General features: G+C 67.8%; 22 protein-coding genes. 9 read left to right on the top strand and 13 right to left on the bottom strand.

From position 1 onward, the window contains the following. Positions 1–21 precede the first annotated feature (21 nt). The 3 genes from E3O50_RS04655 to lipB are packed head-to-tail and all read right to left on the bottom strand — an operon-like array spanning position 22 to position 2,427. Positions 22–732 carry a DUF4191 domain-containing protein gene (locus E3O50_RS04655; protein WP_134446506.1) on the bottom strand — a complete coding sequence of 237 codons (711 nt, stop codon included), beginning with the start codon at positions 730–732 and terminating at the stop codon, positions 22–24. Between the two features lie 10 nt (positions 733–742). After that, positions 743–1,795 carry a lipoyl synthase gene (gene lipA / locus E3O50_RS04650; protein ID WP_174774581.1) on the bottom strand — a complete coding sequence of 351 codons (1,053 nt, stop codon included), beginning with the start codon at positions 1,793–1,795 and terminating at the stop codon, positions 743–745. Further along, positions 1,792–2,427: a lipoyl(octanoyl) transferase LipB gene (gene lipB, locus E3O50_RS04645; protein WP_134446507.1), complete on the bottom strand. Its 636-nt coding sequence runs from the start codon at positions 2,425–2,427 to the stop codon at positions 1,792–1,794. Before lipB ends, lipA begins: the two co-directional genes overlap by 4 nt. A 169-nt stretch (positions 2,428–2,596) precedes the next feature. Between lipB and E3O50_RS04640 the strand changes: the two genes are divergently transcribed. After that, positions 2,597–4,207: a hypothetical protein gene (locus E3O50_RS04640; RefSeq protein ID WP_134558420.1), complete on the top strand. Its 1,611-nt coding sequence runs from the start codon at positions 2,597–2,599 to the stop codon at positions 4,205–4,207. Between the two features lie 56 nt (positions 4,208–4,263). Here E3O50_RS04640 and E3O50_RS04635 read toward each other — a convergent pair whose 3' ends face one another. The 3 genes from E3O50_RS04635 to E3O50_RS04625 all read right to left on the bottom strand — a co-directional run bounded on the left by E3O50_RS04635 (position 4,264) and on the right by E3O50_RS04625 (position 8,748). Beyond that, positions 4,264–5,676: a 2-oxo acid dehydrogenase subunit E2 gene (locus tag E3O50_RS04635; RefSeq protein ID WP_134558419.1), complete on the bottom strand. Its 1,413-nt coding sequence runs from the start codon at positions 5,674–5,676 to the stop codon at positions 4,264–4,266. 70 nt (positions 5,677–5,746) lie between these two features. Continuing rightward, the gene (gene lpdA / locus E3O50_RS04630) at positions 5,747–7,120 is read right to left on the bottom strand and encodes a dihydrolipoyl dehydrogenase (protein ID WP_134446510.1); all 1,374 of its coding nucleotides are present in this window, start codon (positions 7,118–7,120) and stop codon (positions 5,747–5,749) included. A 140-nt stretch (positions 7,121–7,260) separates the two neighbouring features. Beyond that, positions 7,261–8,748 (bottom strand): leucyl aminopeptidase, encoded by a 1,488-nt coding sequence (locus tag E3O50_RS04625; protein ID WP_134558418.1) that lies wholly within the window; start codon positions 8,746–8,748, stop codon positions 7,261–7,263. A 133-nt stretch (positions 8,749–8,881) separates the two neighbouring features. On the opposite strand from E3O50_RS04625, the gene E3O50_RS04620 reads away from it, so the two are divergent. From E3O50_RS04620 to E3O50_RS04600, 5 genes are all read left to right on the top strand, one after another. Next, positions 8,882–9,805 carry a PAC2 family protein gene (locus E3O50_RS04620; protein ID WP_134558417.1) on the top strand — a complete coding sequence of 308 codons (924 nt, stop codon included), beginning with the start codon at positions 8,882–8,884 and terminating at the stop codon, positions 9,803–9,805. A 36-nt stretch (positions 9,806–9,841) separates the two neighbouring features. Then, positions 9,842–11,173: an MFS transporter gene (locus tag E3O50_RS04615; RefSeq protein WP_134446513.1), complete on the top strand. Its 1,332-nt coding sequence runs from the start codon at positions 9,842–9,844 to the stop codon at positions 11,171–11,173. A gap of 246 nt (positions 11,174–11,419) precedes the next feature. Then, positions 11,420–12,787, top strand: coding sequence for an RNA polymerase sigma factor (locus E3O50_RS04610; RefSeq protein ID WP_134446514.1), 1,368 nt, complete (start codon positions 11,420–11,422; stop codon positions 12,785–12,787). 6 nt (positions 12,788–12,793) lie between these two features. Further along, entirely contained in the window at positions 12,794–14,056 is a 1,263-nt protein-coding gene (locus E3O50_RS04605; RefSeq protein ID WP_134446515.1) for a MurT ligase domain-containing protein, read from the top strand. A 3-nt stretch (positions 14,057–14,059) separates the two neighbouring features. Next, on the top strand, positions 14,060–14,788 hold the full coding sequence (locus E3O50_RS04600; protein ID WP_134558416.1) for a cobyric acid synthase: 729 nt from the start codon (positions 14,060–14,062) through the stop codon (positions 14,786–14,788). A gap of 78 nt (positions 14,789–14,866) precedes the next feature. Here E3O50_RS04600 and E3O50_RS04595 read toward each other — a convergent pair whose 3' ends face one another. From E3O50_RS04595 to E3O50_RS04570, 6 genes are all read right to left on the bottom strand, one after another. Further along, positions 14,867–15,100 carry a hypothetical protein gene (locus E3O50_RS04595; RefSeq protein WP_134446517.1) on the bottom strand — a complete coding sequence of 78 codons (234 nt, stop codon included), beginning with the start codon at positions 15,098–15,100 and terminating at the stop codon, positions 14,867–14,869. A 120-nt stretch (positions 15,101–15,220) separates the two neighbouring features. Then, positions 15,221–16,675, bottom strand: a complete 1,455-nt coding sequence (gene cls / locus E3O50_RS04590) for a cardiolipin synthase (RefSeq protein ID WP_134446518.1) — start codon at positions 16,673–16,675, stop codon at positions 15,221–15,223. Positions 16,676–16,684: 9 nt separating this feature from the next. Continuing rightward, positions 16,685–18,274, bottom strand: coding sequence for a leucyl aminopeptidase (locus E3O50_RS04585; RefSeq protein ID WP_134558415.1), 1,590 nt, complete (start codon positions 18,272–18,274; stop codon positions 16,685–16,687). Between the two features lie 7 nt (positions 18,275–18,281). After that, positions 18,282–18,584, bottom strand: a complete 303-nt coding sequence (locus E3O50_RS04580) for an SHOCT domain-containing protein (RefSeq protein ID WP_134558414.1) — start codon at positions 18,582–18,584, stop codon at positions 18,282–18,284. Between the two features lie 59 nt (positions 18,585–18,643). After that, positions 18,644–20,206, bottom strand: coding sequence for an SLC13 family permease (locus E3O50_RS04575; protein ID WP_134558413.1), 1,563 nt, complete (start codon positions 20,204–20,206; stop codon positions 18,644–18,646). Positions 20,207–20,252: 46 nt separating this feature from the next. Next, positions 20,253–21,941, bottom strand: a complete 1,689-nt coding sequence (locus tag E3O50_RS04570) for an MFS transporter (protein WP_134558412.1) — start codon at positions 21,939–21,941, stop codon at positions 20,253–20,255. 291 nt (positions 21,942–22,232) lie between these two features. On the opposite strand from E3O50_RS04570, the gene E3O50_RS04565 reads away from it, so the two are divergent. From E3O50_RS04565 to E3O50_RS04555, 3 genes are all read left to right on the top strand, one after another. Beyond that, positions 22,233–23,210, top strand: coding sequence for a helix-turn-helix domain-containing protein (locus tag E3O50_RS04565; protein WP_166787267.1), 978 nt, complete (start codon positions 22,233–22,235; stop codon positions 23,208–23,210). Between the two features lie 31 nt (positions 23,211–23,241). Further along, positions 23,242–25,323 (top strand): DNA topoisomerase IV subunit B, encoded by a 2,082-nt coding sequence (locus E3O50_RS04560; RefSeq protein WP_134446524.1) that lies wholly within the window; start codon positions 23,242–23,244, stop codon positions 25,321–25,323. Positions 25,324–25,395: 72 nt separating this feature from the next. Next, positions 25,396–26,172, top strand: a complete 777-nt coding sequence (locus E3O50_RS04555) for an SDR family oxidoreductase (protein WP_134446525.1) — start codon at positions 25,396–25,398, stop codon at positions 26,170–26,172. Positions 26,173–26,192: 20 nt separating this feature from the next. On the opposite strand, the gene E3O50_RS04550 is transcribed toward E3O50_RS04555, so the two are convergent. Continuing rightward, positions 26,193–26,897 carry an SDR family NAD(P)-dependent oxidoreductase gene (locus tag E3O50_RS04550; protein ID WP_134446526.1) on the bottom strand — a complete coding sequence of 235 codons (705 nt, stop codon included), beginning with the start codon at positions 26,895–26,897 and terminating at the stop codon, positions 26,193–26,195. Positions 26,898–26,903: the final 6 nt, after the last annotated feature.

Genomic DNA, 26,903 nt, shown 5'->3' with positions numbered 1-26,903 from the left:
GGAATGGATGGGTGGACGCGCCTAGTTGCCGCGCTGGGGGCGGGCCTTGGTGGGATCGACACCCTTCGGGATCGGAAGCTTCTTCGTGATCGAGCTCAGCCGGTTGTTGACGGCGAGCACCTCTGCCTTGGTCAGGCTCGGCTTGATCTTGCGCAGACGGCTCGCGAGCTTGTGCAACGGCACGGCGTCGGAGTCCGGACCGACGGAGAGGACTGTGACGGGCACGTGACCGCCGAGACGGGTGACCGTGCGGCGTTCCTCCTCGAGCATGCGCGCGGTCCGGGTGCGCGGGCCCTCGCTGATCAGGACGACGCCGCCGCGACCGACCGCACGGTAGACCGCGTCCTGGGTCTTGCCGTTGACGGCGATGGGCATCTCGCTGCCGACCCAGCCGCCCTTGAGGGAGCTGCGCAGCACGGCGCCGACGGCGCCGGGCTGGCCTTCGATCTGGGAATAGGCGGCCTTCTCGGCACGACGGCCGAGGATGATCAGCACCGCGAGCACCCCGGCGAGGAGTCCGGCGATGATCCAGAGGACCAGCGTGAGAACGTTTCCGTCCGTCGCAACGATCGCGACGATGATCGACGCCACGAGCGGCACGAAGAAGCCCACGAGGAGGAGCGGAACGATTTTGGAATCGTACCGCCGGGTCATCTGGAACACCTGCCACATCTGCTTGATGCGGCCGGGTTCCTTGTGGGGTTTGGGAGTCTTGTCCTTGCTGCGTGCCATGATGTCGAGTTTACCGAGTCGCCAGAATCTCCGATGACCGATTTTCGGTCGAGTCAGCGACGATGCGGCCTGGGCGGGCGACGGCCTGGGCGAAGCCGAGGGAGGCATCCGCCAGGTGGCGGAGCTCGGCGGGCACCTCGCGGTTCGTCGCGAGCATCGACTGCGCCCAGAGGCGTCCTGCCCGGTAGGAGGAGCGCACGAGCGGACCGGAGAGCACCCCGAGGAATCCGATGGCCTCCGCTTCGGCATTCAGCTCGACGAACTCCTCCGGCCGCACCCACCGGGCGACGGGGAGGTGCCGGGCGCTCGGCCGCAGGTACTGGGTGATGGTGATGATGTCGGTTCCGGCGTCGTGGAGGTCCTGGAGCGCCTGGCTGACCTCGGCTCGCTCCTCGCCCATGCCGAGGATCAGGTTCGACTTGGTGATGAGGCCGGCGTCGCGGCCCTGGGTGATCACGTCGAGGGAACGGTCGTAACGGAAGGCCGGGCGGATGCGTTTGAAGATGCGCGGGACCGTCTCGACGTTGTGCGCGAAGACCTCCGGCTTTGCCGAGAACACCTCGCCGAGCAGGTCGGGGTTGCCGGAGAAGTCCGGGACGAGGATCTCCACTCCCGTACCGGGGCTCTGCGCGTGGATCTGCCGGATCGTCTCGGCGTACAGCCAGGCACCCTCGTCGGGAAGGTCGTCACGGGCGACGCCGGTCACCGTGGCGTACCGAAGGTTCATCGCGACGACGGATTCCGCGACCCGTCTCGGTTCGTCGGTGTCGTACTCCGCAGGCTTGCCCGTGTCGATCTGGCAGAAGTCGCAGCGCCGGGTGCACTGCGAGCCACCGATGAGGAAGGTCGCCTCGCGGTCCTCCCAGCATTCGAAGATGTTCGGGCAACCGGCTTCCTGGCACACGGTGTGCAGGTTCTCGCCCTTGACGAGGTCCTGGAGCTTCCGGTATTCCGGTCCCATCTTGGCGACCGTCTTGATCCAGGCGGGTTTGCGTTCGATGGGCGATTCCATGTTGCGGATCTCGAGCCGCAGCATCTTGCGGCCCTCTGGCACGGCGCTCACGCGGCAGCCACCAGTTCCGCGGCGAAACGGGCCCGGATCGGTTCCACCAGTTGCTCCGGTGTCACCTCCCGGCCGAGGACGCGGGAGATCGTGGTGACGCCGGCGTCGCGGATGCCACAGGCGATGATGTGGTCGTAGGGTTCGAGGGAGTTGTTGCAATTGAGCGCGAAGCCGTGCATGGTCACGCCTTCGGCGACCCGGATTCCAATGGCGGCGATCTTGTCCTCGAAGCCGGGACGGCCGACCCAGACCCCGGACCGTCCGGTGACGCGACAAGCGTCGACTCCGAACCCGGCGAGGACATCGATGAGGATGCCTTCGAGGCGTCGGACGTACCCGACGACGTCGATGGGTTCGGCGAGGCGGAGGATGGGGTAGCCGACGAGCTGGCCGGGACCGTGCCAGGTGATCTTGCCGCCCCGGTCGGTGTCGATGACGGGAGTTCCGTCCGTCGGCCGCTCGTCGTCGGACGTGCGTCTACCCGCGGTGTACACGGCGGGGTGTTCGAGGAAGATGACGGTGTCCGGGCGTTCCCCGGAAACAACGGCACGATGGACGGTGCGCTGGAGCTCAAGGCCCACGAGATACGGCACGGAGTTGGCGCTTAGCCCCGCGACGAGAAAGTCGAGCATTGGGCCAGTCTAGGTCAGCCCGTCCTCACCAGCTACCGGATCGGCCGGAGTGTGCACAGCCTGTCCTGAGTGGGCTTGCCGCCGGCTCTCAGCGGGCGAAGATCGCCGCGTGACGAGACGTGCGGGAAGTCGGCGGAGTAGGACGCCTGCTGCGGAGTCCCCTGCCGTGGTGGGGGACTCCGCAGCGAAGCCAGCGGATGCCGTCGGAAACGTCGCCGGATACCGGGTGCTGAGGCGCATCGGCTCTGGTGACCTGTCCGACGTCTACCTCGGTGCCTCTGCCGAAGGCGGGATCGACGGCCAGAGGGAGGTCGTCGTTCTCAAGGTGTTCCGTGAGGTGCACGCGGTGGGCGCAGGCACCGGCGGCGCGGCGATCGACAGGGAGGTGCGCGCCCTCGAGAGCATCCCGGACGGCGGGGTGGGCCGGTTGCTGGACGTTGCGACGTTGCCGGACGGCCGGGTCTGCCTCGTCCTGGCCGAGGACCGCGGCGGGGCGCTCGGGGCGGTCCTGGCCGGCGAGCGATTGCTGGACCCGGGGGAGGCGGTCACGATCCTGGCGCCGGTGCTCGCGGCCGTTGCGCGGCTCTACGACGGGGGCTGGCTGCATCCGGGGATCAGCCCGGGTGTGATCCGGTTCGACGGTGCGGGCCGACCGGTCGTCGGGGGCCTGGGCGGTTTGCGGGACCTGCCGCCGCCGGGGCAGGACCGCGACGAACTGCAGGGCGAGGCCAGGTGCGCCTGCGGTGATGTTGTGCAGGCCGTTCTCGACCGGGTCGCGAAGCGCGGGCAGCCGCCGGCAGACGCCCTGTTCGCGGCCTGGCGCTCTGGCACGTACCGGGAGGCGCTTGCCGGACTCGAGCGGGCGCTGTTCGAATGGTCTCCCGCGGCACCGGTACGGTTCGGCGGGCACGACGTCGCCCCGGGACACGGGACGTCGACGGACATCCGGGGGCGTTCCCCCGGCCAGGGTCCGCTGACGAGCCTCGAGGCCGCGCTGGACGCGCACGTCTGGCCGCTTCTGCGGGCCTGGGCGGTTCAGGTCGCCGGGACCATCGGAGGACGGCTGACGGGAATCCGGCGCGTGGTGCCTGCGCCGCGGGCGCACCGCGGCCGGGCGGCGCACTCCTTCGGACCTGGAACGAGACCGGGTCCTGAGCGAAGTCCCCGGCCGTCGACGCGCCGGGGCACGTGGACGGCCGCGGACGACCCCGCCCGCTGGCGGCGCCGAGGCCTGATCCTGGCCGGAGCGTCCGTCGCCGTCATCCTCGTCGTCGGCGCCTGGACAGCGCTCGCCCCACCGTCACTCAGCTCGGGTGCGCACCCGTCTTCGGTCGGCGCTGTTCCTCCGCGGTCTGCACTCGGGAGCGGGGAAGGGCCCGCCACGGGTCCGACCACTGCTGACCAGGTCGTCCTGCGGGGCGAGGACCCCGCCGCTGCCACCGCGGCGCTGCTCCGCATACGGGCCCTGTGCCTCGTCACGGCGGATCGGGAGTGCCTTGCGGAAGTGTCCCAACCGGACTCTCCGGCACTGGCAGGGGCCAGCGCCCTGATCGGGCACGCGCCGGACGGTGCGACGGGCAGCGCGACGGGATATCCACACGACAGCAGCGCCCCGACCGTCGACGGTTCCCTACCGACGGTCGTCAACCGGATCGGGAATCTCGCGCTCGTGGCCCTGTCCGTCGGCGGAGCGGCACCCGGAAACGACAAACCGGCCTCCATCCTTGTGGTCAAGGGCGAGGCCGGTTGGCGATTACGCGAGTTCTTCGGTGCCGGCTAGCAGAACGTGCCGGCTAGCAGAACGTGCCGGCTAGCCGGACATGCCGACTGGCCGACTCAGATGCCGAGGTTGGCTTCGAAGTCGCCCGCCTCGAGACGCTGCTTCATCGTGACGAGGAAGCGTGAGGCATCCGCGCCATCGATGATGCGGTGGTCGTAGGACAACGCCAGGTAGACCGAGGAGCGGATCGCGATGGCGTCGAGGCCACCGCTCGTCACGACGAGCGGCTTCTTGTAGACGACGCCCGTTCCGAGGATCGCGCTCTGCGGCAGGAACACGACGGGGGTGTCGAACAGTGCCCCGCGCGAACCGGTGTTGGTCAGCGTGAAGGTTCCACCGGACAGCTCGTCGGGCTTGAGCTTGTTGTCCCTCGTGCGCTGGGCGAGGTCGGCGATCTGGGCCGCGAATCCGGCCAGGTCGAGTTCGCCGGCGTTGCGCACGACCGGGGTGAGCAGACCGCGCTCGGTGTCGACGGCGATGCTGATGTTCTCCTGAGCCGGGTACACGATCGTGTCGCCGTCGATCGTGGCGTTGATGATCGGGTTCGCCTGGAGTGCTTCTGCGGCGGCGAGGGCGAAGAACGGCAGGAAGGACAGCTTGTTGCCGGTCTTCTCGAAGAAGGATGCCTTGACCTTGTCGCGGAAGATCGCGACGCGCGTGACGTCGACCTCGACGACGGTCGTCAGCTGGGCCGACGACTGCATCGAGATGACGGCGCGCTCGGCGACGACCTTTCGGAGCCGGGACATCGGCTTGGAGGTGCCGCGCAGCGGCGAGACCTCGAATGCCGGGGCGGATGCCGCGGCGCCGGCGACCGGGATGGCTGCCGTGATGTCCTGCTTGCGGATACGTCCGCCGACACCGGTTCCGGTGACGCTGGACAGGTCGACGCCGGCCTCGTTCGCGAGCTTGCGGACGATCGGGGTCACGTAGCCGGAGGTGCCTGCGTGGGAGCCACGGGAGACGGCGGGCTCTGCCACGACGGGTGCCGCGACGGGCGCAGGCGCTGCGACCGCTGCCGGAGCCGCAACGGGAACCGGCGCAAAGACCGGTGCCGGTGCTGCGACGGGGACCGGGGCGTAGACCGGCTGGGCGACGGGTGCTGCGACCGGGGCGGGTGCGTAGACCGGGGCTGCGACGGGAGCGGGGGCGGCAGGCGCCTCGACCACGGGAGCCGCGGCCGGGGCCTCGACCACGGGAGCTGCGACCGGTGCGGGAGCGGCGGCGGCCGAACCGTCACCGATCAGGACCAGGGCGGTACCCACCTCGACGGTTTCGTCCTCCTGAACCAGGATCGCTTCGATGATGCCGGCAACGGGGGACGGGATCTCCGTGTCCACCTTGTCGGTCGATACTTCCAACAGGGGCTCGTCGACCTCGACGCGGTCGCCCACGTTCTTCAGCCAGCGGGTAACCGTACCCTCTGTGACACTCTCACCGAGTGCCGGAAGGCTAACGGATTCGCTCATGCGTTTGTCTCCTTCAAAACCATTATGTGATCTGTACTTAGCTTATAGACGGTCGGTAGCCGGGAAACGGCTACATCGCGTGGAGGGGCTTCCCGGCCAGGGCCAGGAATGCCTCGCCGAGCGCTTCGTTCTGGGTCGGGTGCGCGTGCAGGAACGGGGCGATGTCCTCCGGGTACGCCTCCCAGTTCACGACGAGCTGGCCTTCGCCGATGAGCTCGCCGACGCGCGCGCCGATCATGTGGATGCCGACGATCGGGCCGTCGTTGACCCGGACGACCTTGATCGAACCGCTCGTGCCGAGGATCGAGCTCTTGCCGTTGCCGCCGAGGTTGTACTCGTAGGACGAAACCTGGTCTGCGCCGAACTTCTCGGAGGCCTTCGCCTCGGAGTAGCCGACGGACGCGATCTCGGGGTCGCAGTATGTGACCTTCGGGATGTTCAGGTCTTCGACGATGATCGGGTTGAGGCCGGCGATCTCCTCGGCGACGAAGATGCCCTGCTGGAAGCCGCGGTGCGCGAGCTGCAGGCCGGGAACGATGTCGCCGACGGCGTAGACGCCGGGGATGTTCGTCGCGAGGCGTTCGTCCGTGAGGACGAAGCCGCGATCCATCGCCACGCCGACCTCGTCGAAGCCGAGTCCGGCCGTGACCGGTCCGCGTCCGACGGCGACGAGCAGGATCTCGGCCTCGACGGTCGAGCCGTTCTCGAGGGTGACGACAACGCCGTTCTCGTGCTGGGTCACGCTCTGGAAACGGATGCCGAGCGAGTACTCGATCCCGCGCTTGCGGAAGGCGCGCTCAAGCTGCTTGGAGACCGATTCCTCTTCGTTCGGGACGAGGTGCGGCAGCGCCTCGATGATGGTGACGTCTGCACCGAAGGACTTCCAGACGCTCGCGAATTCGACTCCGATGACGCCGCCGCCGAGCACGGCGACCTTGTTCGGGACGAAGTTCAACTCGAGGGCCTGCTCACTCGTGATGACGCGGCCGCCGATCTCGAGGCCCGGGAGGGATCGCGAGTACGAGCCGGTGGCGAGGACGACGTTCTTGCCGACGATGCGGTCGTCGCCGACCTGGACGGTGTTCGGCGCCACGAGGCGGCCTTCGCCCTGGATGACGGTGATGCCGCGTGCCTTGATCAGGCCCTGGAGGCCCTTGTACTTGGATGCGACGATTCCCTCACGGAAGGCCGTGACGGTCGCCATGTCGATGCCCTCGAACTGGGTCTTCACGCCGTACTTCGCGGCTTCCCTGCTGACATCGGCCACCTCGGCCGAGTGCAGCAGGGCCTTCGTCGGGATACACCCGACGTGCAGGCAGGTGCCGCCGAGTTTTCCCTTCTCGATCAGGCCGACGGTCAGGCCGAGCTGGACGGCGCGCAACGCTGCTGCGTAGCCACCGCTTCCTCCACCGAGAACGACAAGGTCAAAATTCTGTTCCGACACTCAGGGACTCCCTTTTATTCACATACGGGCGCTGGACACAAGCGCGTACTCACAAGCGGAAAAGCACAAAAAGTCTGCGGGACGGGAATCGATGACACCCGTGAGCCGGGCGCTTTCTTCCCCATGCCACCTCGACTGTACTACGGGCGCGAAAAGTCCTCGGCCAGACGCAGCAAAGCGCGCACCGAAACGCCGGTGGGACCCGCGTTCGTGAAGCCCCAGCCGCCTCCGGTGTTGTGCGCAGGTCCGGCGATGTCGAGGTGCGCCCAGGGGATGGTCACGGCATCGTCCCCGGTCCCGCGGGTCCCGATGAACTCGCGCAGGAAGACGGCGGCGAGGAGCATTCCGCCGGCACTCGAGCCCATCTTGGCGTTCGCTATGTCGGCGACGTCGGAGTTCAGCGTGGCGCGGAGCTCGTCGGGGAGCGGCATCGCCCACAGCTGTTCACCGACACCGGCACCGGCGGCGAGCACGCGGGCGACGAGGGCGTCTTCACCCATGACGCCGTAGTAGCGGTTGCCGAGGGCGACGATGGCGGCTCCCGTCAGGGTGGCGACATCGATGATCGCGTCGGGTTCTTCCTCACCCGCTGCGACAAGCCCGTCGGCGAGGACGAGACGACCCTCGGCATCCGTGTTGAGCACCTCGACCGTGCGGCCTCCGCGGATGCTAAGAACGTCGTTCGGGCGGATCGCGTTGCCGGACGGCATGTTCTCCGCGATGCAGAGCCACGCAGTGATGCGCACGTCGAGGGAGAGGCGGGCCGCGGCGAGCACGACAGCGAGCACCGTTGCAGCGCCGGTCATGTCGTATTTCATGCCGACCATGGAGCCGGCCGGCTTGAGGGAGAGTCCGCCGGTGTCAAAGGTGATGCCCTTGCCGACGAGGGCGATGTGACGGCTCGCGGTTTCGGGCGCGTAGCTGACCTTGACCAGGCGCGGCGGACGGGTGGAACCCTGGCCGACGCCGGCGATGCCGCCGAAACCGTCGGCGGCGAGTTCGGCCTCGTCCCAGACCCTGACCGTGACGGGCAGGTCTGCGGCGGCGGCGACTGCGCGGTCGGCGAGCGCCTCGGGGTACAGATCGGACGCCGGCATGTTCACGAGGTCCTTGACGAGGGCGACGGCCTCCGACACGACGAGGGCGTGGGCGACGGCGTCCGTTCCGTCGAGCGCACTGTGCACGGTGACGCGGCCGGCGGGAAGCCGGGTGCCCGCGAGGGACGCCTGGCGGTACTCCGTGTACGAATAGGCTCCGAGCGCGGCGCCCTCGACGACGGCGGTGAGCTCGGCGGTGCTCGCGAGCGGGAACGCGAAGGCGACGCTCTCGACGCCGGTCAGCTGGCGGACGGCGGAACCGGCGGCCGCGCGCAGGGCGTCGACACCGGCGTCCTTGCCGAGTCCGACGATTGCGATCGTGCGCGCGCCGCCGACGGATGCCGGAATGCGGACCACCTGGTCCCGTGCGCCCGTGACGCCGAGGTCGGCGAGGACGGTGGACAGGGCCGTGAACGCCGGGTCGGCGAAGAGCACCGCGGAGTCTGCGGACTGGAGCGCGCCCACGATGAGGACGTCGGCGGTTGATTCGATGGCGGGTTGTGCGGACACGGAGAGAACGGGAGCGGTCATCCTTCGATGCTACTGGCCGCCCCTGTGCGGCCCGTTCGGCCGGTGATGCCTGCGTGGCCTGTTCGCTTACGGCACTATGCGGGGACCCGCGGATTCCCACCCGGCCGCGAGGACGCGGCCTAGTGTTAACGGCATGCGCGATCCTGGTGACATCTACGAGCTGACGGCTGAATCGGCATCCGTGCCCGAGGGCCTGAACCTCGTCGCGGGCCTGACCGGGTTCGCAGACGCCGGGGGAGCGGTGGCGCAGTTCACCGAATACCTTCTCGGAAACCTCACCCACACGCTGATCGCGTCCTTCGACGCGGATGTCCTCCTCGACTACCGGGCCAGGCGGCCGATCATCTACTTCGATCGCGACCACCTCACCGGCTACCAGCCGCCGGTGCTTCGGCTCTACCTCGCGCACGACGAGATCGGCCAGCCGTTCCTGCTGCTGTCCGGTTTCGAACCGGACTTCCGCTGGGAGCAGTTCACCGCCGCCGTCCTCGAGATCGGCAAGCGTTTCCGCGTCGCATCGACGACGTGGGTGCACGCGATCCCGATGCCGGTTCCGCATACCCGCCCGATCGGCGTCACCGTGAGCGGCACCCGCTCAGACCTGATCGAGGGCATGTCCGTCTGGCGTCCGCACACCCAGGTTCCGTCCAATGTCCTGCACCTCGTGGAGTTGCGCCTGCACGAGAGCGGCGCCGCGGTCGTCGGGTTCGTGCTGCTCGTCCCGCACTACCTCGCAGACACCGAATTCCCGGCCGCAGCGCTGTCCGCCCTCGAGAGCACGAGCGCGGCAACCGGCCTGATCTTCCCGACGGACCAGCTCCGCGAGCAGAATCGCGATTTCATCAATCGGATCGACGAACAGGTGCGCGAGAACCCGGAGCTCGCGAAGCTCGTTGGCACCCTCGAGGAACGCTACGACACCTACATGGAGGGCAGCAGCGTGCGGTCGCCCCTGACCGATGAAGATGGCGAGCTTCCCAGCGCCGACGAGATCGCAGCAGAACTCGAGAACTTCCTCGCGACCCGCCGCAGCCGCGACGACGGCACGGGCGCCTGAGCCGAGGAACGGCCCGGACCGGATAGATTGGGAGCAATGAACTCCCGTCGCTCCTGGCTCATCTTCTCCATCGGGTCGTTCGCGTACCTATCGGCAGTCCTGCAGCGCACGTCGCTCGGCGTCGCCGGAGTCGCGGCGTCTGAGCGCTTCGGCGGCACCGCCGCGCTGCTCTCCAGCCTCGCCGTCGTGCAGCTCGTGGTCTACGCAGCGGCGCAGGTGCCTGTCGGGGTGCTCATCGACCGGTTCGGACCCCGGATCCTCGTGATCGTCGGGACAACGCTGATGATCGGCGGACAGGTCACCCTCGCGTTTTCCACCGACATCACCGCCGCCGTCGCCGGTCGGATGCTCGTCGGTGCGGGAGACGCCGCCATCTTCATCTCCATGATCCGCCTGATCGGATCCTGGTTCGACGGCCCCCTTGTGCCCCAGCTTTCGCAGTGGCTCGGCAACATCGGCCAGCTCGGCCAGGTCCTCTCCGCCGTTCCGCTCGCCTGGGTGCTGCACACCTTCGGCTGGACGCCCGCGTTCCTGTCCGCGGCATCCGTCGCCGTCGTCGCGCTCGTCGTCGTGATCGTCGTGATCGAGGACCGGCCGGTGGGATCGACGGACGAGGCTCGGCCGACGAGCCTGCGGGAGGCGCTCGTGCTGCTCAAGAAGAGCTTCCGCAGGCCGGGAACGCAGCTCGGATTCTGGTCGCACTACGTGACACAGTCGCCAGGAACCGTTTTCAGCATGCTCTGGGGTTTCCCCTTCATGGTCTACGGCCTCGGCTACGACCCCGCTCTTGCCGCCTCGATGCTGATGGTGCTCGTCGCGGCCGGCATGGTTTTCGGCCCCATCCTGGGCATCCTCACCGCACGCTACCCCCAGCGCCGCAGCAACATCGTGCTCGCCGTTGTCATCCTGATGGCGGCGGCCTGGACCGTCGTCCTCGCCTGGCCGGGAACGCCACCGTTCTGGCTCATCGTCCTACTCCTCGTCACCCTCGGAATCGGCGGCCCCGGCTCCCTGATCGGGTTCGACTTCGCTCGCAGCTTCAATCCGAAACGCAGCCACGGCTCGGCCAACGGCGTCGTGAACGTCGGCGGCTTCACGGCGAGTTTCGTGATGGTGTACCTGATCGGGGTCCTGCTCGACCTGCAGAATGGCTGGCGAGTCGCCGGGGGAGCGCCGAGCAACCTGTACTCCCTGGAATCCTTCCGGGTCGCCTTCCTCGTGCAGTTCCTGGTCGTCGGGATCGGCGTCGTGTTCCTGCTCCGCGCCCGGCGCCGCACCCGATTCCTGTTGTCCCGCGACGAGGGCGTCGAGGTGGCGCCCCTCTGGATCGCCGTGGCGCGGGCCTGGCGGCGTCCGCGTTCGCGCTGAGCGTGTTCGAGAGGCCCTGAACTGGCTCGTTATATACACAAAGCATGCAATAATTGTCAATAGGGCCCGTTCTGGTCCTGGGTGCACCGTTACCAGTTGATGGTGCGCAGCCCGGGACTTGACATGGGTCCTAGTACTGCCCAAAATCCATATCTGCCCGGCTTGGCGCACGGACCGTTTCCCCCGGTTCACCGCACCTGCGGGCAGCGCCGCCGGTGCACACCCGACGGCATGAGAGGTGTTCGAATGGCAACCCGCACAAAGACCGAGCCAACCGAAGAGACCACCGTTGCCGAGACGGATGCCGCGAAGAAGGCCCCCGCCAAGGCCCCGGCCCGCAAGGCAGCGGCGAAGGCCCCCGCCATCAAGCGCGCCCCCACCAAGGCCGCCGTCGCGAAGGCAGCCGCAGCGGCAGCTGCATCCGATGCCGCCGCCGTCGCTGCTGCCGGTTCAGGCAACGACGACGATGACGACGATGAAGACGAGCACCGCACGCCGCGCAAGCGGGCCGGCGCGAAGTCCAAGGCCGGCGCGGACGACCACGACGACCTGAACGGTCACGATGAGGTCGAAGACGACCACAACGACGACGACCACGGCAAGAAGACGCCGACGGAGCCCCTCCCGAGCGGCGCGCTCGTCCTGTCCCTCGTCGACGACGAGGACGAGGTCCCCGTCTACTCGAGCGCCATCACCGGCGCAACAGCAGACCCCGTCAAGGACTACCTGAAGCAGATCGGCAAGGTCGCCCTGTTGAACGCGGCCGAAGAGGTCGAGCTCGCCATGCGCATCGAGGCCGGGCTGTTCGCAGAGGACAAGATGTCCCAGATGACCGACGCGGAAAAGAAGAGTGCGCTCGGGCGCGAACTCCTCTGGGTCGCCAAGGACGGCGCGCGCGCCAAGAGCCACCTTCTGGGTGCGAACCTGCGCCTCGTCGTCTCGCTCGCCAAGCGCTACACGGGCCGTGGAATGCAGTTCCTCGACCTGATCCAGGAAGGCAACCTTGGACTGATCCGCGCCGTCGAGAAGTTCGACTACACCAAGGGCTTCAAGTTCTCCACATACGCCACGTGGTGGATCCGCCAGGCGATCACACGCGCCATGGCCGACCAGGCCCGTACCATCCGCATTCCCGTGCACATGGTCGAGGTCATCAACAAGCTCGCCCGCGTGCAGCGCCAGATGCTCCAGGACCTCGGTCGCGAACCCACGCCGGAAGAACTGAGCCGCGAACTCGACATGACCCCGGAAAAGGTCGTCGAGGTGCAGAAGTACGGCCGCGAACCGATCTCCCTGCACACCCCGCTCGGCGAAGACGGCGACAGCGAATTCGGTGACCTCATCGAGGACACCGAGGCCGTCGTCCCCGCGGACGCCGTCGGATTCACCATGCTGCAGAAGCAGCTCGAGAGCCTGCTCGACTCGCTCTCCGAGCGCGAAGCCGGCGTGATCCGGATGCGCTTCGGCCTCGGCGACGGCATGCCCAAGACGCTCGACCAGATCGGTGACACCTTCGGAGTGACCCGCGAGCGCATCCGCCAGATCGAATCCAAGACGATGGCCAAGCTGCGTCACCCGTCGCGGTCGCAGTCACTACGCGACTACCTCGAATAGAATCCCGTGCGCTATGCACCGGCAATCCTGGTCGGCCGAACTGTGCGGGTCCTCGCGCGCTGGCGAAAGCCGGGCGGGGGATCCGCGGTTCCCGGCCTCGTCGTCAACAAGATCGCTCCGGGGTTCCTCGCGAGCGTTCTGAACGGCTTTCCAGACGGTCTCGTGATCGTGTCCGGCTCGAGCGGCAAGTCCACGACCACCAAGATGCTCGTCGCGGCCCTCCGTGCGCACGGCGTCACGGTGTTCACGAACCAGTCGACCGCCAACATCAGCCAGGGACTCACCTCCGCCCTGCTCGAGGAGGTCAGCCTCACCGGTCGGATCCACGGTGACATGGCCGTGCTCGAAATGGATGAGGGGCACGGCGCCCTCATCTCGGCGACGCTCAACCCCCGGGTCGTGGCACTGACGAACGTCATGGTCGACCAGATCGACCGTTTCCACGACTCCGACATGGTCGTGGCCATGCTGGCCAGGATCGCGAACCGTGCGAGCGGGACCGTCGTCATCAACGCAGACGACGCGTCCCTCCTCGGCCTCGTCGACCACCTCGACGGCCCGGCCGCCGTGGCCCGCTACGGTGTGACGGCGGAGATCCTCGCGGAGAACCCGCGCGGTCTCGGCTACAGCGTGACCGCGTCCGAGCGGATGCCGCCGGTCGGCGGCATCCTGCTCACGCGCGTCTCCGGTCGCTCGGCTTCGGTCCTGCTCGACGGCCGGTCCTTCGACCTCGGCTTGCCTGCGCGCGGCGTGCACTACGCCGTGGACGCACTCACCGCGATCGCGGCCGCCCGGGCCGCTCTCGGGGACCGCTTCGACGCGGCAACGGCCTGCGCCGCCGTATCCGCGATCCCGCCCGTCTTCGGCAGGGGCGAGATCGTCACCGTCCGCGGCCGCCGCGTCGAGTTCGTGCTCGTGCAGAACCCGGCGAGCTTCCAGCTCAACGTCGACAGCCTCGAACCCGGCCTCGACCAGGTCCTGGTCGCTATCGGGTCCGATGTCCGCGATCCGTCATACTTCTGGCCGGTCGACACCTCCGGCCTCGGCCGGGTGCTGATCGCGTCTGGATCGAAGGCCCACGACATTGCACTGCAGCTCGCATACGACGGGGTTGTCGTCGACCGGATCGAGCCAGACCTCGGCCGGGCACTCGACGACTTCCTGGCCCTGCCGGATCCGGAGCACGGCATCAAGACCATCATCTTCTCGGCGGATTCGATGCGGCGCACCCGCGCACACCTCGGCCTCGCCTCGAACCGGGAGGGTTGAGCCATGCGCGCACTCACGATACTTTCCGTGCTTCCCGAACTCCTCGACACCAACGGGGACGCCGCCAACGCACGCGTGCTCGCACAGCGCGCCCGCTGGGCCGGCTTCGACGCGACCATCGTGCCGGTCAGGTCGCTCGAGGAACTCCCGAGCAAGGTCGACGCGATCGTGATCGGTTCCGGAAACGACTCCGACCTCCTGGCGACGCGCGATCTCCTGGCCCCCCTGGTCAATGCTCTGCGCGCGTGGACAACGGCGGGCGTTCCCGTGCTCGCGGTCGGAACCGGCTGGGAACTCCTGAGCTGGGGAGTCGAACTCGCGGACGGCAGCGTCGTCGAAGGTCTCGGTCTCGTCGCGGGGCGTGCTGTCCCGCTCGCGGAGCGTGCGACGGGCGACCTTGTCGTCGAATCAGCGTTCGGCCGGCTCGTGGGCTTCGAGAACCACGCCCGCAGCTACGTCGGAGCGGAGGCATCCGTTCTCGGCCGGGTGCTCAGCGGCGTGGGCAACGGGGCGAAGACGGAGGGTCTCCGAATGGGGAGCTTCCTCGGCACGCACCTGCACGGTCCGGTCCTCGCCCGCAATCCGGGTCTGGCGGACCATATCCTCTCCGCAGCCGTCACGCGGGCAGGCGGCGTCTATGTGCGTTCGGAGCGCGCAGCTGCCGCCGATGCGATCGCGGAGGCCGCGACGGCCGTCGTGGTCTCCACCCTCAGCCTCGACGCGGACTCCTAGAGGCACAGCGGACAAGAAAACGGCGCCGCCGCGACCTCAGTCGCGTCGACGCCGTTTCCGGTCGTACTGCCTGTCGCGTTACGAACGCTGGTCTTCGAGGAGCCTGCTGGACTCGTCGTGCCAGCTGTCCGCGATGGCGGAGAGTTTTTCCTGGTGCTTGCGACCGTGGTGGGCGCAGAACATCAGTTCGCTGTTGTTGACGCTGACGCGAATGTACGCCTGCGCGCCACACGCGTCACACCTGTCGGCGGCCGTGAGCTGGTGCGTGGCGCTCTGGTTTTCGATGGCACCATGTGCTGCGATCTGGGACATTTTTTTCCTCCTCCAGACTGATACCAAGCGATACCAATTGAACTTGGTCCTATACAAACACGGCCGAGCCTCGATAAGGAGTCGATTCGGTTACATTTCGCTTACCGCGTAGCGGATTGCTCACTGCAGTGAGGAGGTGAGTCGCGCCAGGCTGTCACCGATTTTCTGGGTGACCGGCCGTGCGAGCCAGTCGGCTAGTTCGAGCCTGACGCTGTTGGCCCGGTAGCCGTCTTCGACGAGCCGCATGCCGGTTGTGAAGTCCCGTCCGTGGACGAGCACCGAAATCTCCATGTTGAGACGGAATGAGCGGATGTCCATGTTGCTCGATCCGATCACGGCGATGTCATCATCGATCGTGAAGTGCTTGGCATGCAGCACCGTCGGGGCTCGGTACAGGTAGATGGAGACGCCTGCGCGCAGCAATGCCTCGTAGTACGACCGCTGGGCGTGGTAGACGAGGGCCTGGTCTCCGACAGCGGAGACGAACAGCTCGACGTCGAGTCCGCGCGACGCCGCGGTGATGATCGCGAGGAGCGTGGACTCCTCCGGCACGAAATACGGGCTCGTGATACTCACCCGGCGTTCGGCCTTGTGGATCAGCAGGGCGTAGAGCTTCAGGTTGTTGTCGTTCTCGAAACTCGGCCCGCTCGGGACGACTTGCGCGTCCAGGTGCTCCACCCGGGGCTCGAGCAGCAGCGGGGTCGTGTCGAGCGGGAGCAGGGCATCCGTCTCGCTGTACCAGTCGGTGACGAAGACGGCGTCGAGCTCCCGGACGACCGGCCCGTCGAGCCGCACCATGAGCTCGTGCCAGCGCAGGCCTCTCGCGAGATTCTTCTTCTTCAGGTAGGTCGGGTCGATCAGGTTCTGCGAACCGGTGAACCCGATCCGACCGTCGACGACGACGAGTTTGCGGTGGTTGCGCAGGTCGGGTCGTTGCCAGTGCCCGCGCAACGGCCGGAGCGGGAGCATGGCGTGCCATTCGGCGCCCATGTCCGACAGGGCGGCGAGTGTCTCGGCCCGCCGGGGCAGGAGGAACCCGGAGAGATGGTCTGAGAGCACCCGGACGGTGACACCCCGCGCGATTGCCCGGCGCAGCGCGTCGAAGAACGGCTCCGTGACGCTGTCGAGCACGAGGATGTAGAACTGGACGTGCACGTACTCCGTCGCGGTGTCGACGGCCGCCGTCATGGCAGCAAGGGATCCTTCGTAGTCCGGAAGCAAGGCGGCTCGGTTGCCGCCGACCATGGGCAGCGCACCGAGGTTGACATTGAGCTGGACCGCGGACGGCAGCCACTGCGGCCACTGTTCGCGGTGGCTGACCTGGTGGAACCCTTCCGTCCGGGACAGGATGAGTTCGTTGACCTCGCGTTGCTTGTCCCGCCGAGGGGCGGGGAGCCGTCCGAACCCCACGAGCAGGAACGCGACGGCTCCGAGGTAGGGGATGAAGACGATCGTGAGTACCCAGGCGATCGCGCTCGCGGGCGACCGGTTCGCCGACACGAGCACGGTGGCCGTGAAGCCGACGATCACGTGCACCATGATCAGGACGAGAGCGACGGTTTCGAGATCCTGCATCCGGGTGCCTCAGCGGGTGTTCCGGGTCGGCGCGATGCTGTCCGCCGCGAAGTTCAGTGCGAGGTCGATCAGCAGCCGGGTGCCGAACCCCGTCGCCCCCTTGGTATTCCACAGCTCGTCTGTTTCCGACTGCATGGTACCCGCGATGTCGAGGTGAGCCCAGGGCACGTCCTTGACGAACTCGGCGAGGAACAGGGCGGCGGCCGTCGCCCCGGCGTACTTGCCGCCCATGTTCGACAGGTCGGCGACGTCGGACTTCAACTGGGGTCGGTAGCGGTGTTCGAGCGGCAGTTGCCAGATCGACTCCGCCGTAGTGCGAGACGCGGCGATGGCGCGGTCGACGAGGGCCTGGTTGTTTCCGAAGACGGCGGCCGTGTGCGTGCCCAGGGCCATCAGCGCGGCCCCGGTGAGCGTAGCGACGTCGATGATCGCGTCCGGATTCTCCTCGCCGGCCAGGACCAGGGCATCGGACATGACGAGGCGGCCTTCCGCGTCGGTGTTCTTGATCTCGACGGTGGTTCCGCCTCGGATGGTGAGGACGTCGCCGAGCTTCATGGCGGAGCCGCCCGGCATGTTGTCCGTGCACATCAGGAAGGCGGTCACCGCGGACGCGCAGTCCAGGGCGCGGAGTGCCGTCATCATGGCCAGGACGGCGGCGGCGCCGGCCATGTCCATCTTCATCAGCAGGTGCATCGGGTCGGAGGGCTTCAGCGAGATCCCGCCGGAGTCGTACATGATGCCCTTGCCGACCAGCGCGAGGTGGGCGGGAGGCGCCTCACCGTCCGTTGGCGCCGCACCGACCGTTGGCGGGGGAGAGTACGTCACCTTGATGATCCGTGGCTCTTCGACGCTTCCGGCATTCACGCCGAGGAGACCGCCACAGCCCAGCTCGATGATCTGCTGCTTGTCGAAGACATCGACGGCCAGCCCGTGTTCGAGGCCGAGGCCGATCGCGATGGTGCCGAGATCGGTGGCGGTGAGGTGACTCGGCGGAGTGTTGGCCAGGTCCCGGGCGAGATTTGTGGCGCGTGCGGTGATCTCGCCGACACGGACCCCCACGCGAGCCTGATCCGCGACCCCGGAGCCGGTACTCGGGGTGTCGAGGACGATGTCGAGGGTGACGAGCGCGCAATGGTCGGAGGAAGGCTGCAGCTCGACGTATCGGTAGCGGGCGAGCAGGACCCCTTCGACGACCGCCTGGCCGACGGTCGCAGCGTCGAGGGGGAAGGTGTCGCCGATCGCGAGTGCGATCCGGGGATAGCGCTGGGCCGCCCGCGCGAAGGTGGCCGCGACGTCGCGCAGGAGATCCGCATCCTGGGCATCCGCGGGTCCGGCACCGACGACGATGAAGATCGGACCGTTCGGTTGGGGGAGAAGCAGGGTCTGCCCGATGCTGCCGGTGAAGCCGGCAGAGACGAGGGTGGCCCGTTCGGCACCCAGCGTCAGGGGAAGGGGGCCATCCGGGCCGATGAGGAATCCGACGGCGTCAAGACCGACCGGCACCTCGGAGACGACGAGGATTCCGACAGCGGAGGCCGGAGTCTGGGATGGCGTCCGGGTGAACGATTCCGGGATGAGTTTGTATGTGCCGAGGGACATGCGCGGTCTACGCGATCGCCTGGGCCTTGAGCAGGGCGAATTCCGCATCGGTGAGGGCGCCGGCAGTGTGCAGCGCAGCGAGGCGCTCGATCTTGCTGATGATGTCCTCCTGGGGTGCCGCTGGCGGGACGGCGACAGGCGCCGTCGCAGCGATGGGCGCAGCGACGGCCGGGGCGGCTGCCGCAGCGGCCGCCTGCTTGCGTGCGGCGGAGCCGTGAACGGCATTGCTCGTCGCGGTTGCTGTTCCGACGATGACGGCAGTGCGTGCCGCACTTGCCGCGAGTCCGCGTGAACGTCGTCCGAATGCCATGGTGTTCCTCTCGAGTGGTTTAGCCGGGGTGGTGTTCGTGGTGTTGTGGTCGGGTCAGGTCAGGGGTGGAAAGGCCAGAAGACTGGAACCAGGAAGGTGGCAACGGCGACGAAGAGCAGCAGGAGGGGCAGCCCGAGCTTCCAGTAGTCGCCGAAGCGGTACGCTCCAGGCCCCATCACCATGGTGTTCGCCGGGGTCGCGACCGGGGTGAGGAACGATGCTGCCGCTGCGACCGTGACGCCCATCAGCAGGGGGAGCGGTGAGATCCCCGTTTCGGTTGCGATCGCGATGGCGATCGGACCAAGGATGAGTGCTGTGGCCATGTTGCTGATCAGCTGCCCGAGCACGCTCGTGACGACGGCGATACCGAAGAGCAGCAGATAGGGGCTCGAGGTGCCCACTGCGGCGACGAGCCCGTTCGCGATGACGTCGGCAGCGCCGGAGACCTGGATGGCGGTCGACAGCGGAATCATCCCGCCGACGAGGATGAGGGTCGTCCAGGAGATCGAGCGGTGCGCCTGGGAGACCGTGAGCACGCGCAGGAGGACCATCGCCGCCGCAGCGGTCAGGGCTGCAACCGCCGCAGGCACGATCCCGGTGGCAAGCAGGACGACCATGCCGGCGAGGATCACGAGGGCGGTCGTTGCGCGCGGGCCCATCGGCACGGCCTGGCGACGAATCAGCTGGGGTGCGTCGACGACGACGACGTTGGGGTCTGCGGTGTTCCGGTCGAGCGCCTGCCACGGGCCGCGCAGCAGCAGCACGTCTCCAGCGGCGAGGACGGCATCCGTCAGGTCCTCCCCGCTCCGCTGGATCGCGATGACGACGAGTTCCCCACTGTCCGTCACCATTCCCGTGAAGACGCTTTCACCCACGAAGGACGAGCGTGGTGCGATGACGACCTCTGTGACACCGTTCTTCCGGCCCAGCAGGCTTCCCGCGTCCGCGAGAGAGTACTGAGCTGCGAGGGTACGCGCGTGGTCGCTGAGATCCTTGGGCGCGACCTGGGCGGTTCGGTTGGGCAGGAGCCTCGGGCCGAGGAATACGGTGATCAGGATGGTCCCGACGACGAGCGGGAGGCCGACGAGGCCGAATTCGAAGAATCCGAACGGTGCATGGCCCGTGCTGACCGCGAGCTCGGAGACGAGCACATTGACCGGGGTTCCGGTCAGGACGAGAAGCGACCCGGCATGTGCGCCGAAGGCGAGTGGCATCAGCATCTGGGAAGGAGGCTGCCGAATCCGGATCGCGAGCACGACGACCATCGGGAGCAGGGACGCGACGGCGCCGTTGACGCTGATCAGGGCGGTGACGACCGCAACGAGCAGCATCACGAACGTCACGATGATGCGCCGGTTCGTTCCGGTGCGTTTGGTGAGCTGCTGGCCGGCCCAGGTGGTCACCCCGGTCGCGTCGAGTGCTTCGCTGACGACGAACAGGGCGGCGATGAAGACGATGACCGGGTCGCCGAACCCCGCCAGGGTCTGCTCGAAAGAAATCACCCCGGTCAGGAAAAGCGACAGCGCGACGCCGATGGCGACGATCTCCACGGGAACCGCGTTCCAGACGAAGAGCACGATCGCGGCGAGAAGCACGAGCAGGGTGATCGAGATGTCGTTCACGGCTGCGCCCCAGGATGCCGGTGAACGGCGTCGCCGCGTGGCCTGCTCATGACCGGGAGGCCGGCCGTTCCAGGCCGTCCTCGTCGTCGTCCGGTTCCTTGCCGCTCGAGAGCGCCGCGGGGATGTCCCCGGGAATGTAGTCCGGCATCCGCCCGGCCGGGATGATCGCGAGGAGTGCGATGCCGGCGAGGCCGAGCAGCGAGATCTGCAGGGCACGGAGCCGCGCGTCCTCGTTGATGGCAACGGCCTCTGCAACCTGCTCCGGGGTGGCGGATGTCTGGCTCAGGACCGACTCGAGGTGGTCGTTGGTGACGAAGTTCACACTGTCGAGGGGCACTTGCGCGACCAGTTCCGGCGGCATGGCCTGGCTGCTCGCGACACTCGACGCCACGATCGCGCTGAGGATTCCGACGGCGAAGACGCTCGCGACGGCGATGCCGACGCTCCCCGAGATGTTGTGGACGAGGCCGCGCCAGGCGCCTACGTCTCCGGCGAGGCGTTTCGGGGCCGCGGAGAGCAGGGTGTTGAACACGAGCGCCACAATCGCCCCCTGGCCGAGGCCGAGGATGATGAGGCCGATGACGACGGCGAACTGTTCCCATTCGTTCCGGATCGTGAAGGCGAGGATCACCAGCCCGAGGGCGACGACGACGAACCCCACCCGGGCGATCTGGTGCGGCGGGTACCGCTTGTACAGGGTGGCCACGACGGAGCTGGCGATGAAGATCGAGAGGGTGTACGGGATGATCGAGATCGAGGTCTGGAAGCTCGACCGGCCCTGCACGATCTGGATGTAGAGCGGGATCAGGAAGTTCGCCGCGGTTCCCACGAACAGCATCGCCGCCATCGCGAAGGTCGTCGCCTTCTCGGATCCGGACTTCAGCACCTCGAGGTCGAAGATCTGCGGCAGGTGCGCGGCCTTCCTCCGGCGCAACCACACGAAGAACGCCTGCCCGCCGATCGCCCCGAGGAGGATCAGGACCGGCGCAGGGGAGACCCCCAGGACCGTGAAAGGCGCGCTGGGCGTGGCCAGGACCACGCCCCAGGAATTCAGGCCGCTGAACCCGAAGCTCAGCAGGATGATGGACCCCGCAGCGAGGACGGCGCCGACCCAGTCGATCACGACGGCGGGCTGGGGCGGCACGACCTTCAACCGGAAACTCAGCAGCAGGTTCACTGCCGCGAGCGCCACGATCAGGGCGAAGGAATACCGCCAGCCGATCGTGGACGCGAAGGTACCCGCGATGAGGAGCGCGAGCACCCCGGCCGCGGGGATGGCCGCCGCGAGGAACCCGATCGAGCGGGCCTGCTGCTCACCGGAATAGTTCGCCGCGATGAACACCACGAGCGCCGGCGCGATCAACGCGATCACCGCACCGGACGCGGCCTGCGCGATGAACAGCATCGTCGGACTCACACTCACGGCAACGGCCGCCATCGCGAGTCCATGGATGACGACTGCGATCTGGAACACCCGGCGGGACCCGAACTTCGCACCCAGCTTGGCACCGAGCAGGATGAACGCCGCCATCGCGAACGTGCCCGCGGTGATCGCCGTCCCCACACTCGTCGCTGGAGTGTTCAGATCCGTCGTGATGCCCTGCATCGACACCGTCAACGCATTCACCGCGAACGACGCCTGAATCTGCGTGAGCACGACCACGACCAACGGCAACCACGACGCTGCAACGGCAGGGCGGGTGGCACCCCCGGGTACGACGGTCTCTGAGGACATCCTTCACGCTCCCAACTGGGTTTCCGACTGGTTCTGTCTGGGTCTGTCCGGCGAATTCTTGTCAGACTAGGGCCACTGATCCGGCGTCCAGCAGAGTTGGCGCAGGACTGCGCTTGTGCTGGCGCAAGAACGCCGTGCCGGGTCCGGAGCTGTCAGGCGACAACCCGGAGTTCTTCCGCGTTGCATTGTGTTCCCGTTTGGGGGGCGATAGCCTGCGGTTCTGGAATGGATCGCAGGTCTGCGTCGCAGCGGGCCGCGCGGAGATCGCGCAGCAGAAGTGAGGGGTTTCAGATGTGGGTGCCGGTGTCCAGCGACGCGGTGCGGCATCTCACCGTTCAGTCCGGCATCCCGGTTCCGCTTCCCGACGACGCTGTCGGCTTCCTCGCGCAGCGCCTCGAGGTTCCGGCCTCTGACGTGTTTCATTTTTCGGCGATCAGGAAAGCGATCGGCAGCACGACGGTGACGCTCGCCACCCAGTCGGCCTTCCGCTACACAGGGGGCACCGATTCCACCGCGGGGGTCCTGCACGTCGGTTTCATGCTCAATGGCAGCATGACGATCGGACTCGGTCAGCACCCGCCCCAACGGTTCAGCCCGATCAGCGCATACGTGATGCCGGCGGGGGTCGCGTCGTCCGTCCAGACGACGGAGGTCACGCGCGGACTCGGCATCCAGCTTCCCCAGGCCCGCCTGATAGCGAGGGGGATCCAGCTCGAGGGTGAACGCCTGCGCCTCGAACGCTCGGCGTCTCTCGCCGCGCCCCTGCGGGTCCTGGCGCTCGCGGTGGTCGAAGCGGCCTGGACGCCGACGGCCATCGGAGTGTCTGTCACAGAGAGGACGATCGAGGACCTCGTGGTCGGCATGTTTCTGGAGGGCGAGGGTTATGCCATGGACAGCGCTGACCTCCGGGCGGGCCTGCGCATGCGCGCCGTCGCCCACATCGAGGCCAGGCACCGGAACCGCGATCTCAGTCCTGCTGTCGTTGCCGCCCAGCTGGGGATCTCCCTGCGGCACCTGCAGCGCGCGTTCGAGGGCGGGGGCAGTACTGTCGCCGCGGAGATCAGCCGGTGTCGCGCGGAGTCTGCCGCCCAGCTGCTGCTCGCACCGCGCACGGCGGGGCTCACAATCGCCGACATCGCAACGCGTTCCGGATACACGTCCGCTTTCGAGCTCCGCGCCGGGTTCCGCGCACGGTATGGCGTCCTGCCCTCCCAGTACCGCATCGGCGGCATCGCCCTGCCGGAGACACGAGCGTCCGGACGTGCGTAATCCCCGGTCCCCGGCCAGTATTCTTGGGACGGTGAGTTCTTCTGACTATTCCGCCCGCCACCTCTCGGTCCTCGAAGGCCTCGAGGCCGTGCGCAAGCGCCCCGGCATGTACATCGGCTCGACCGACTCCCGGGGGTTGATGCACTGCCTCTGGGAGATCATCGACAACTCCGTCGACGAGGCGCTCGGCGGATTCGGTGCCGGAATCGACATCGTGCTGCACCCGGACGCGAGCGTCGAGGTCAGCGACACCGCCCGCGGTATCCCCGTTGACATCGAACCGAAGACCGGACTGACCGGCGTCGAGGTCGTCTTCACCAAATTGCACGCCGGCGGCAAGTTCGGCGGCGGTTCGTATGCGGCGTCGGGTGGACTGCACGGAGTCGGCGCATCCGTCGTGAATGCCCTGTCGGAGCGCCTCGACGTCGAGGTCGACAGGGACGGCAAGACCTGGGCGATGTCCTTCCACCGCGGTGAACCCGGACTGTTCGCCGACACCGGGGAGAAGAGTCCGGACGCCCCCTTCACCCCCTTCGAACACCAGAGCGAACTCCGTGTGGTCGGCAAGGTCCGTCGAGGCGTCACGGGAACCCGTATCCGCTATTGGGCGGATCGGCAGATCTTCACCAAGGGCGCGACGTTCCAGACCGAGGAACTGCTCGAACGGGCCAGGCAGACGGCGTTCCTCGTTCCCGGGCTCGCCTTGTCGATCGACGACCGCCGTGGCGATGAGCCCGTTGTCGAGGTATTCCGGTTCGAGGGTGGCATCTCCGAGTTCGTCGAGCACCTCTCGACGGATGCCGCGATCACGGACACCTGGCGCCTCACCGGCCACGGCACGTTCACCGAAACCGTTCCTGTGCTGATGCCGACGGGTGCCATGGTCCCGACCGAGCTCGTGAGGGACTGCGCCGTCGATATCGCGCTGCGCTGGGGGACCGGCTACGACACGATCGTCCGCAGTTTCGTGAATATCATCGCGACGCCCAAGGGCGGCACCCACCAGGCCGGATTCGACGCCGGGCTGATCAAGTTCCTCAGGGCCCAGGTCGAACTCAACGCGCGCAGGCTCAAGATGGGTTCTGACAAGCTCGAGAAGGACGACGTGATGGCGGGGCTCACCGCCGTGCTCACCGTGCGTCTGCCCGAGCCGCAGTTCGAGGGACAGACCAAGGAGGTCCTCGGAACGCCCGCCGTGCGCGCGATCGTCGCGAACGTCGTCGCCCAGGCGATGAACGAACGCTTCGTGTCCACCCGGCGCGACGACAAGACGCAGGCGGCCGTGCTGCTCGACAAGATCGTCGCGGAGATGAAGTCGCGCATTTCCGCCCGTGCCCACAAGGAGACGCAGCGGCGCAAGAACGCCCTCGAAAGCTCCTCCCTGCCCGCGAAGCTCGTCGACTGCCGCAGCAACGACGTGCTGAACAGCGAACTGTTCATCGTCGAAGGCGACTCGGCGCTCGGCACCGCCAAGCTCGCGCGCGACAGCGAGCACCAGGCCCTGCTGCCCATCCGCGGCAAGATCCTGAACGTGCAGAAGGCATCCGTCGCCGACATGCTCTCCAACCTCGAGTGCGCCTCGATCATCCAGGTCATCGGCGCCGGCTCCGGCCGCAGCTTCGATCTCTCGGCGGCGCGCTACGGCAAGGTCATCATCATGAGCGATGCGGATGTCGACGGGGCGCACATCCGCACCCTGCTGCTGACCCTGTTCTTCCGGTACATGCGCCCGATGATCACAGAGGGGCGGGTGTTCGCCGCGGTGCCGCCCCTGCACAGAGTGGTCGTGATGAACCCGGGCTCGAAGCCCAATGAGACCATCTACACCTACTCGGAACCCGAGCTGCACAGCGTGCTTGCGGCCCTGAAGAAAAGCGGAAAGCGGTACCAGGACCCGATCCAGCGGTACAAGGGGCTCGGCGAGATGGACGCGGACCAGCTGGCGACGACGACGATGGAGCGCTCGCACCGGATGCTCCGCCGCGTGCGGGTCGCCGATGCCGAGCAGGCCGGCAAGGTCTTCGAACTCCTGATGGGCAACGACGTCGCCCCGCGCAAGGAGTTCATCATCGAAAGCTCGGACAAGCTCAGCAGGGACCGCATCGACGTGTAATGCCTGTTCACGGTGATATGGTCGCCGCACACTGCCGGCACTGGCGCCGGCACAAGGCGGAGGGCATTCCAGATGAGCACCCAGGCGGACCAGGCAGGATTCCAGCAGGCACGGTTCACGGGCCGGACCGTCATCGTGACCGGGGCGGGCAGCGGCATCGGGAGGGCGACGGCGCTCCGGCTCCTCAGCGAGGGCGCCCGCGTCATCGCCGCCGATATCTCGGCGGAGCGTCTCGCGGCTCTGGAGCAGAGCAGCGGCAGCGGGGAGCTCGTCGGCGTGGCCGGCGACGTGAGCCTGCAAGCGGATGTCGACGCGCTCGTGCTGGCCGCGGGACCCACGGTCGACGGGCTGGTCAACAATGCCGGGATCATGGACTCGTTCCTCCCGACGGCGGAGATCACCGACGAGGTGTGGGAGCGGGTCTTCCGGGTGAACGTGACCTCGCAGATGCGGCTGATGCGTGCCGTGCTGCCCGGCATGGTCTCGGCCGGTTTCGGGCGGATCGTGAACATCGCAAGCGAGGCAGGCATCCGCGCGGGAGCATCGGGCACCACGTACAGCGCGTCCAAGCACGCCGTGATCGGACTGACCAAGAGTACGGCGTTGTTCTACGGGCCGAAGGGGGTGCGCTGCAATGCGGTGGCGCCCGGCGCGGTGAAGACGAACATCGAGGCTCCGTTCCTGTCCGCGTGGGCCGCCGAGCGTCTCGGACCGATCATGCAGACGACCATTCCGGCCCCTGCGGAGCCGGAGGAGCTGGCCGCGTCCATTTGCTGGTTGCTGAGCGAGGACTCGCCCAACGTCAATGGAGCCGTCCTGATGTCCGACGGCGGCTGGTCGACAATCTAGCGAACGCCGGTCTGCGGAGGTCAGGCGGGCGGGGCGAACGCGGAACTGGGCAGGTCGCGCTCCCCGGCGGCGATGGCGCCGACGATCCGCGCGGCCACGGCCTCCGGCTGCAGACCGGCAGGGAAGTTCGGCGCGACGCCTGAGATCGGGTGGTCGGCGAGGCCGGTTTCGGTGTGTCCGGGGCGGGCGTCGATCATGCGGATGCCGCTGCGGCGAAGCTCCCGCCCCGCGGCCTGTCCGAATGCTGCGAGGGCGGCCTTGGACGCCGAGTACGCCGCGAGGCCCGCGGTCGGGCTCTCGCTCACGACACCGCTGAGGGTCACGAAGAACGGTTCCCTGCCGGCGGCGGCGGATGCCGTGAGGCTGTCCGCTGCGGCGCGGAGCAGGCGGATGGGCGCGAGCGTGTTCACGGCGAAGAGTTCCTCCATGGCCGCGTCTCCGAGCTCACGTGCCGGCCCGAAGGCCACGACACCGGCCGCGTTGACGACCCCGTCGAGTCCTCCGGTGGCCTGGACCGCACGGGCGACCAGGGCGTCGACTGCCGAAACGTCGGTGAGGTCACCCGTGACGAGCGTGCCGGGGATCCCGAGGGCTGCGAGCCTGGCCGTGTCACGCCCGGCCAGGACAAGGGTCGCTCCGGCGGCCGAGAGCTGCCGGGCGATTTCACGGCCGAGGCCGCCGGTCGCGCCGACGACGAGGACGACCGAGCCGGGAAGTGTAGTCATTCGGAC

It is taken from the genome of Cryobacterium sp. MDB1-18-1 (assembly GCF_004402735.1).
GTDB lineage: Bacteria > Actinomycetota > Actinomycetes > Actinomycetales > Microbacteriaceae > Cryobacterium > Cryobacterium glucosi.
This window is presented reverse-complemented; position numbering and strand designations above follow the sequence as displayed.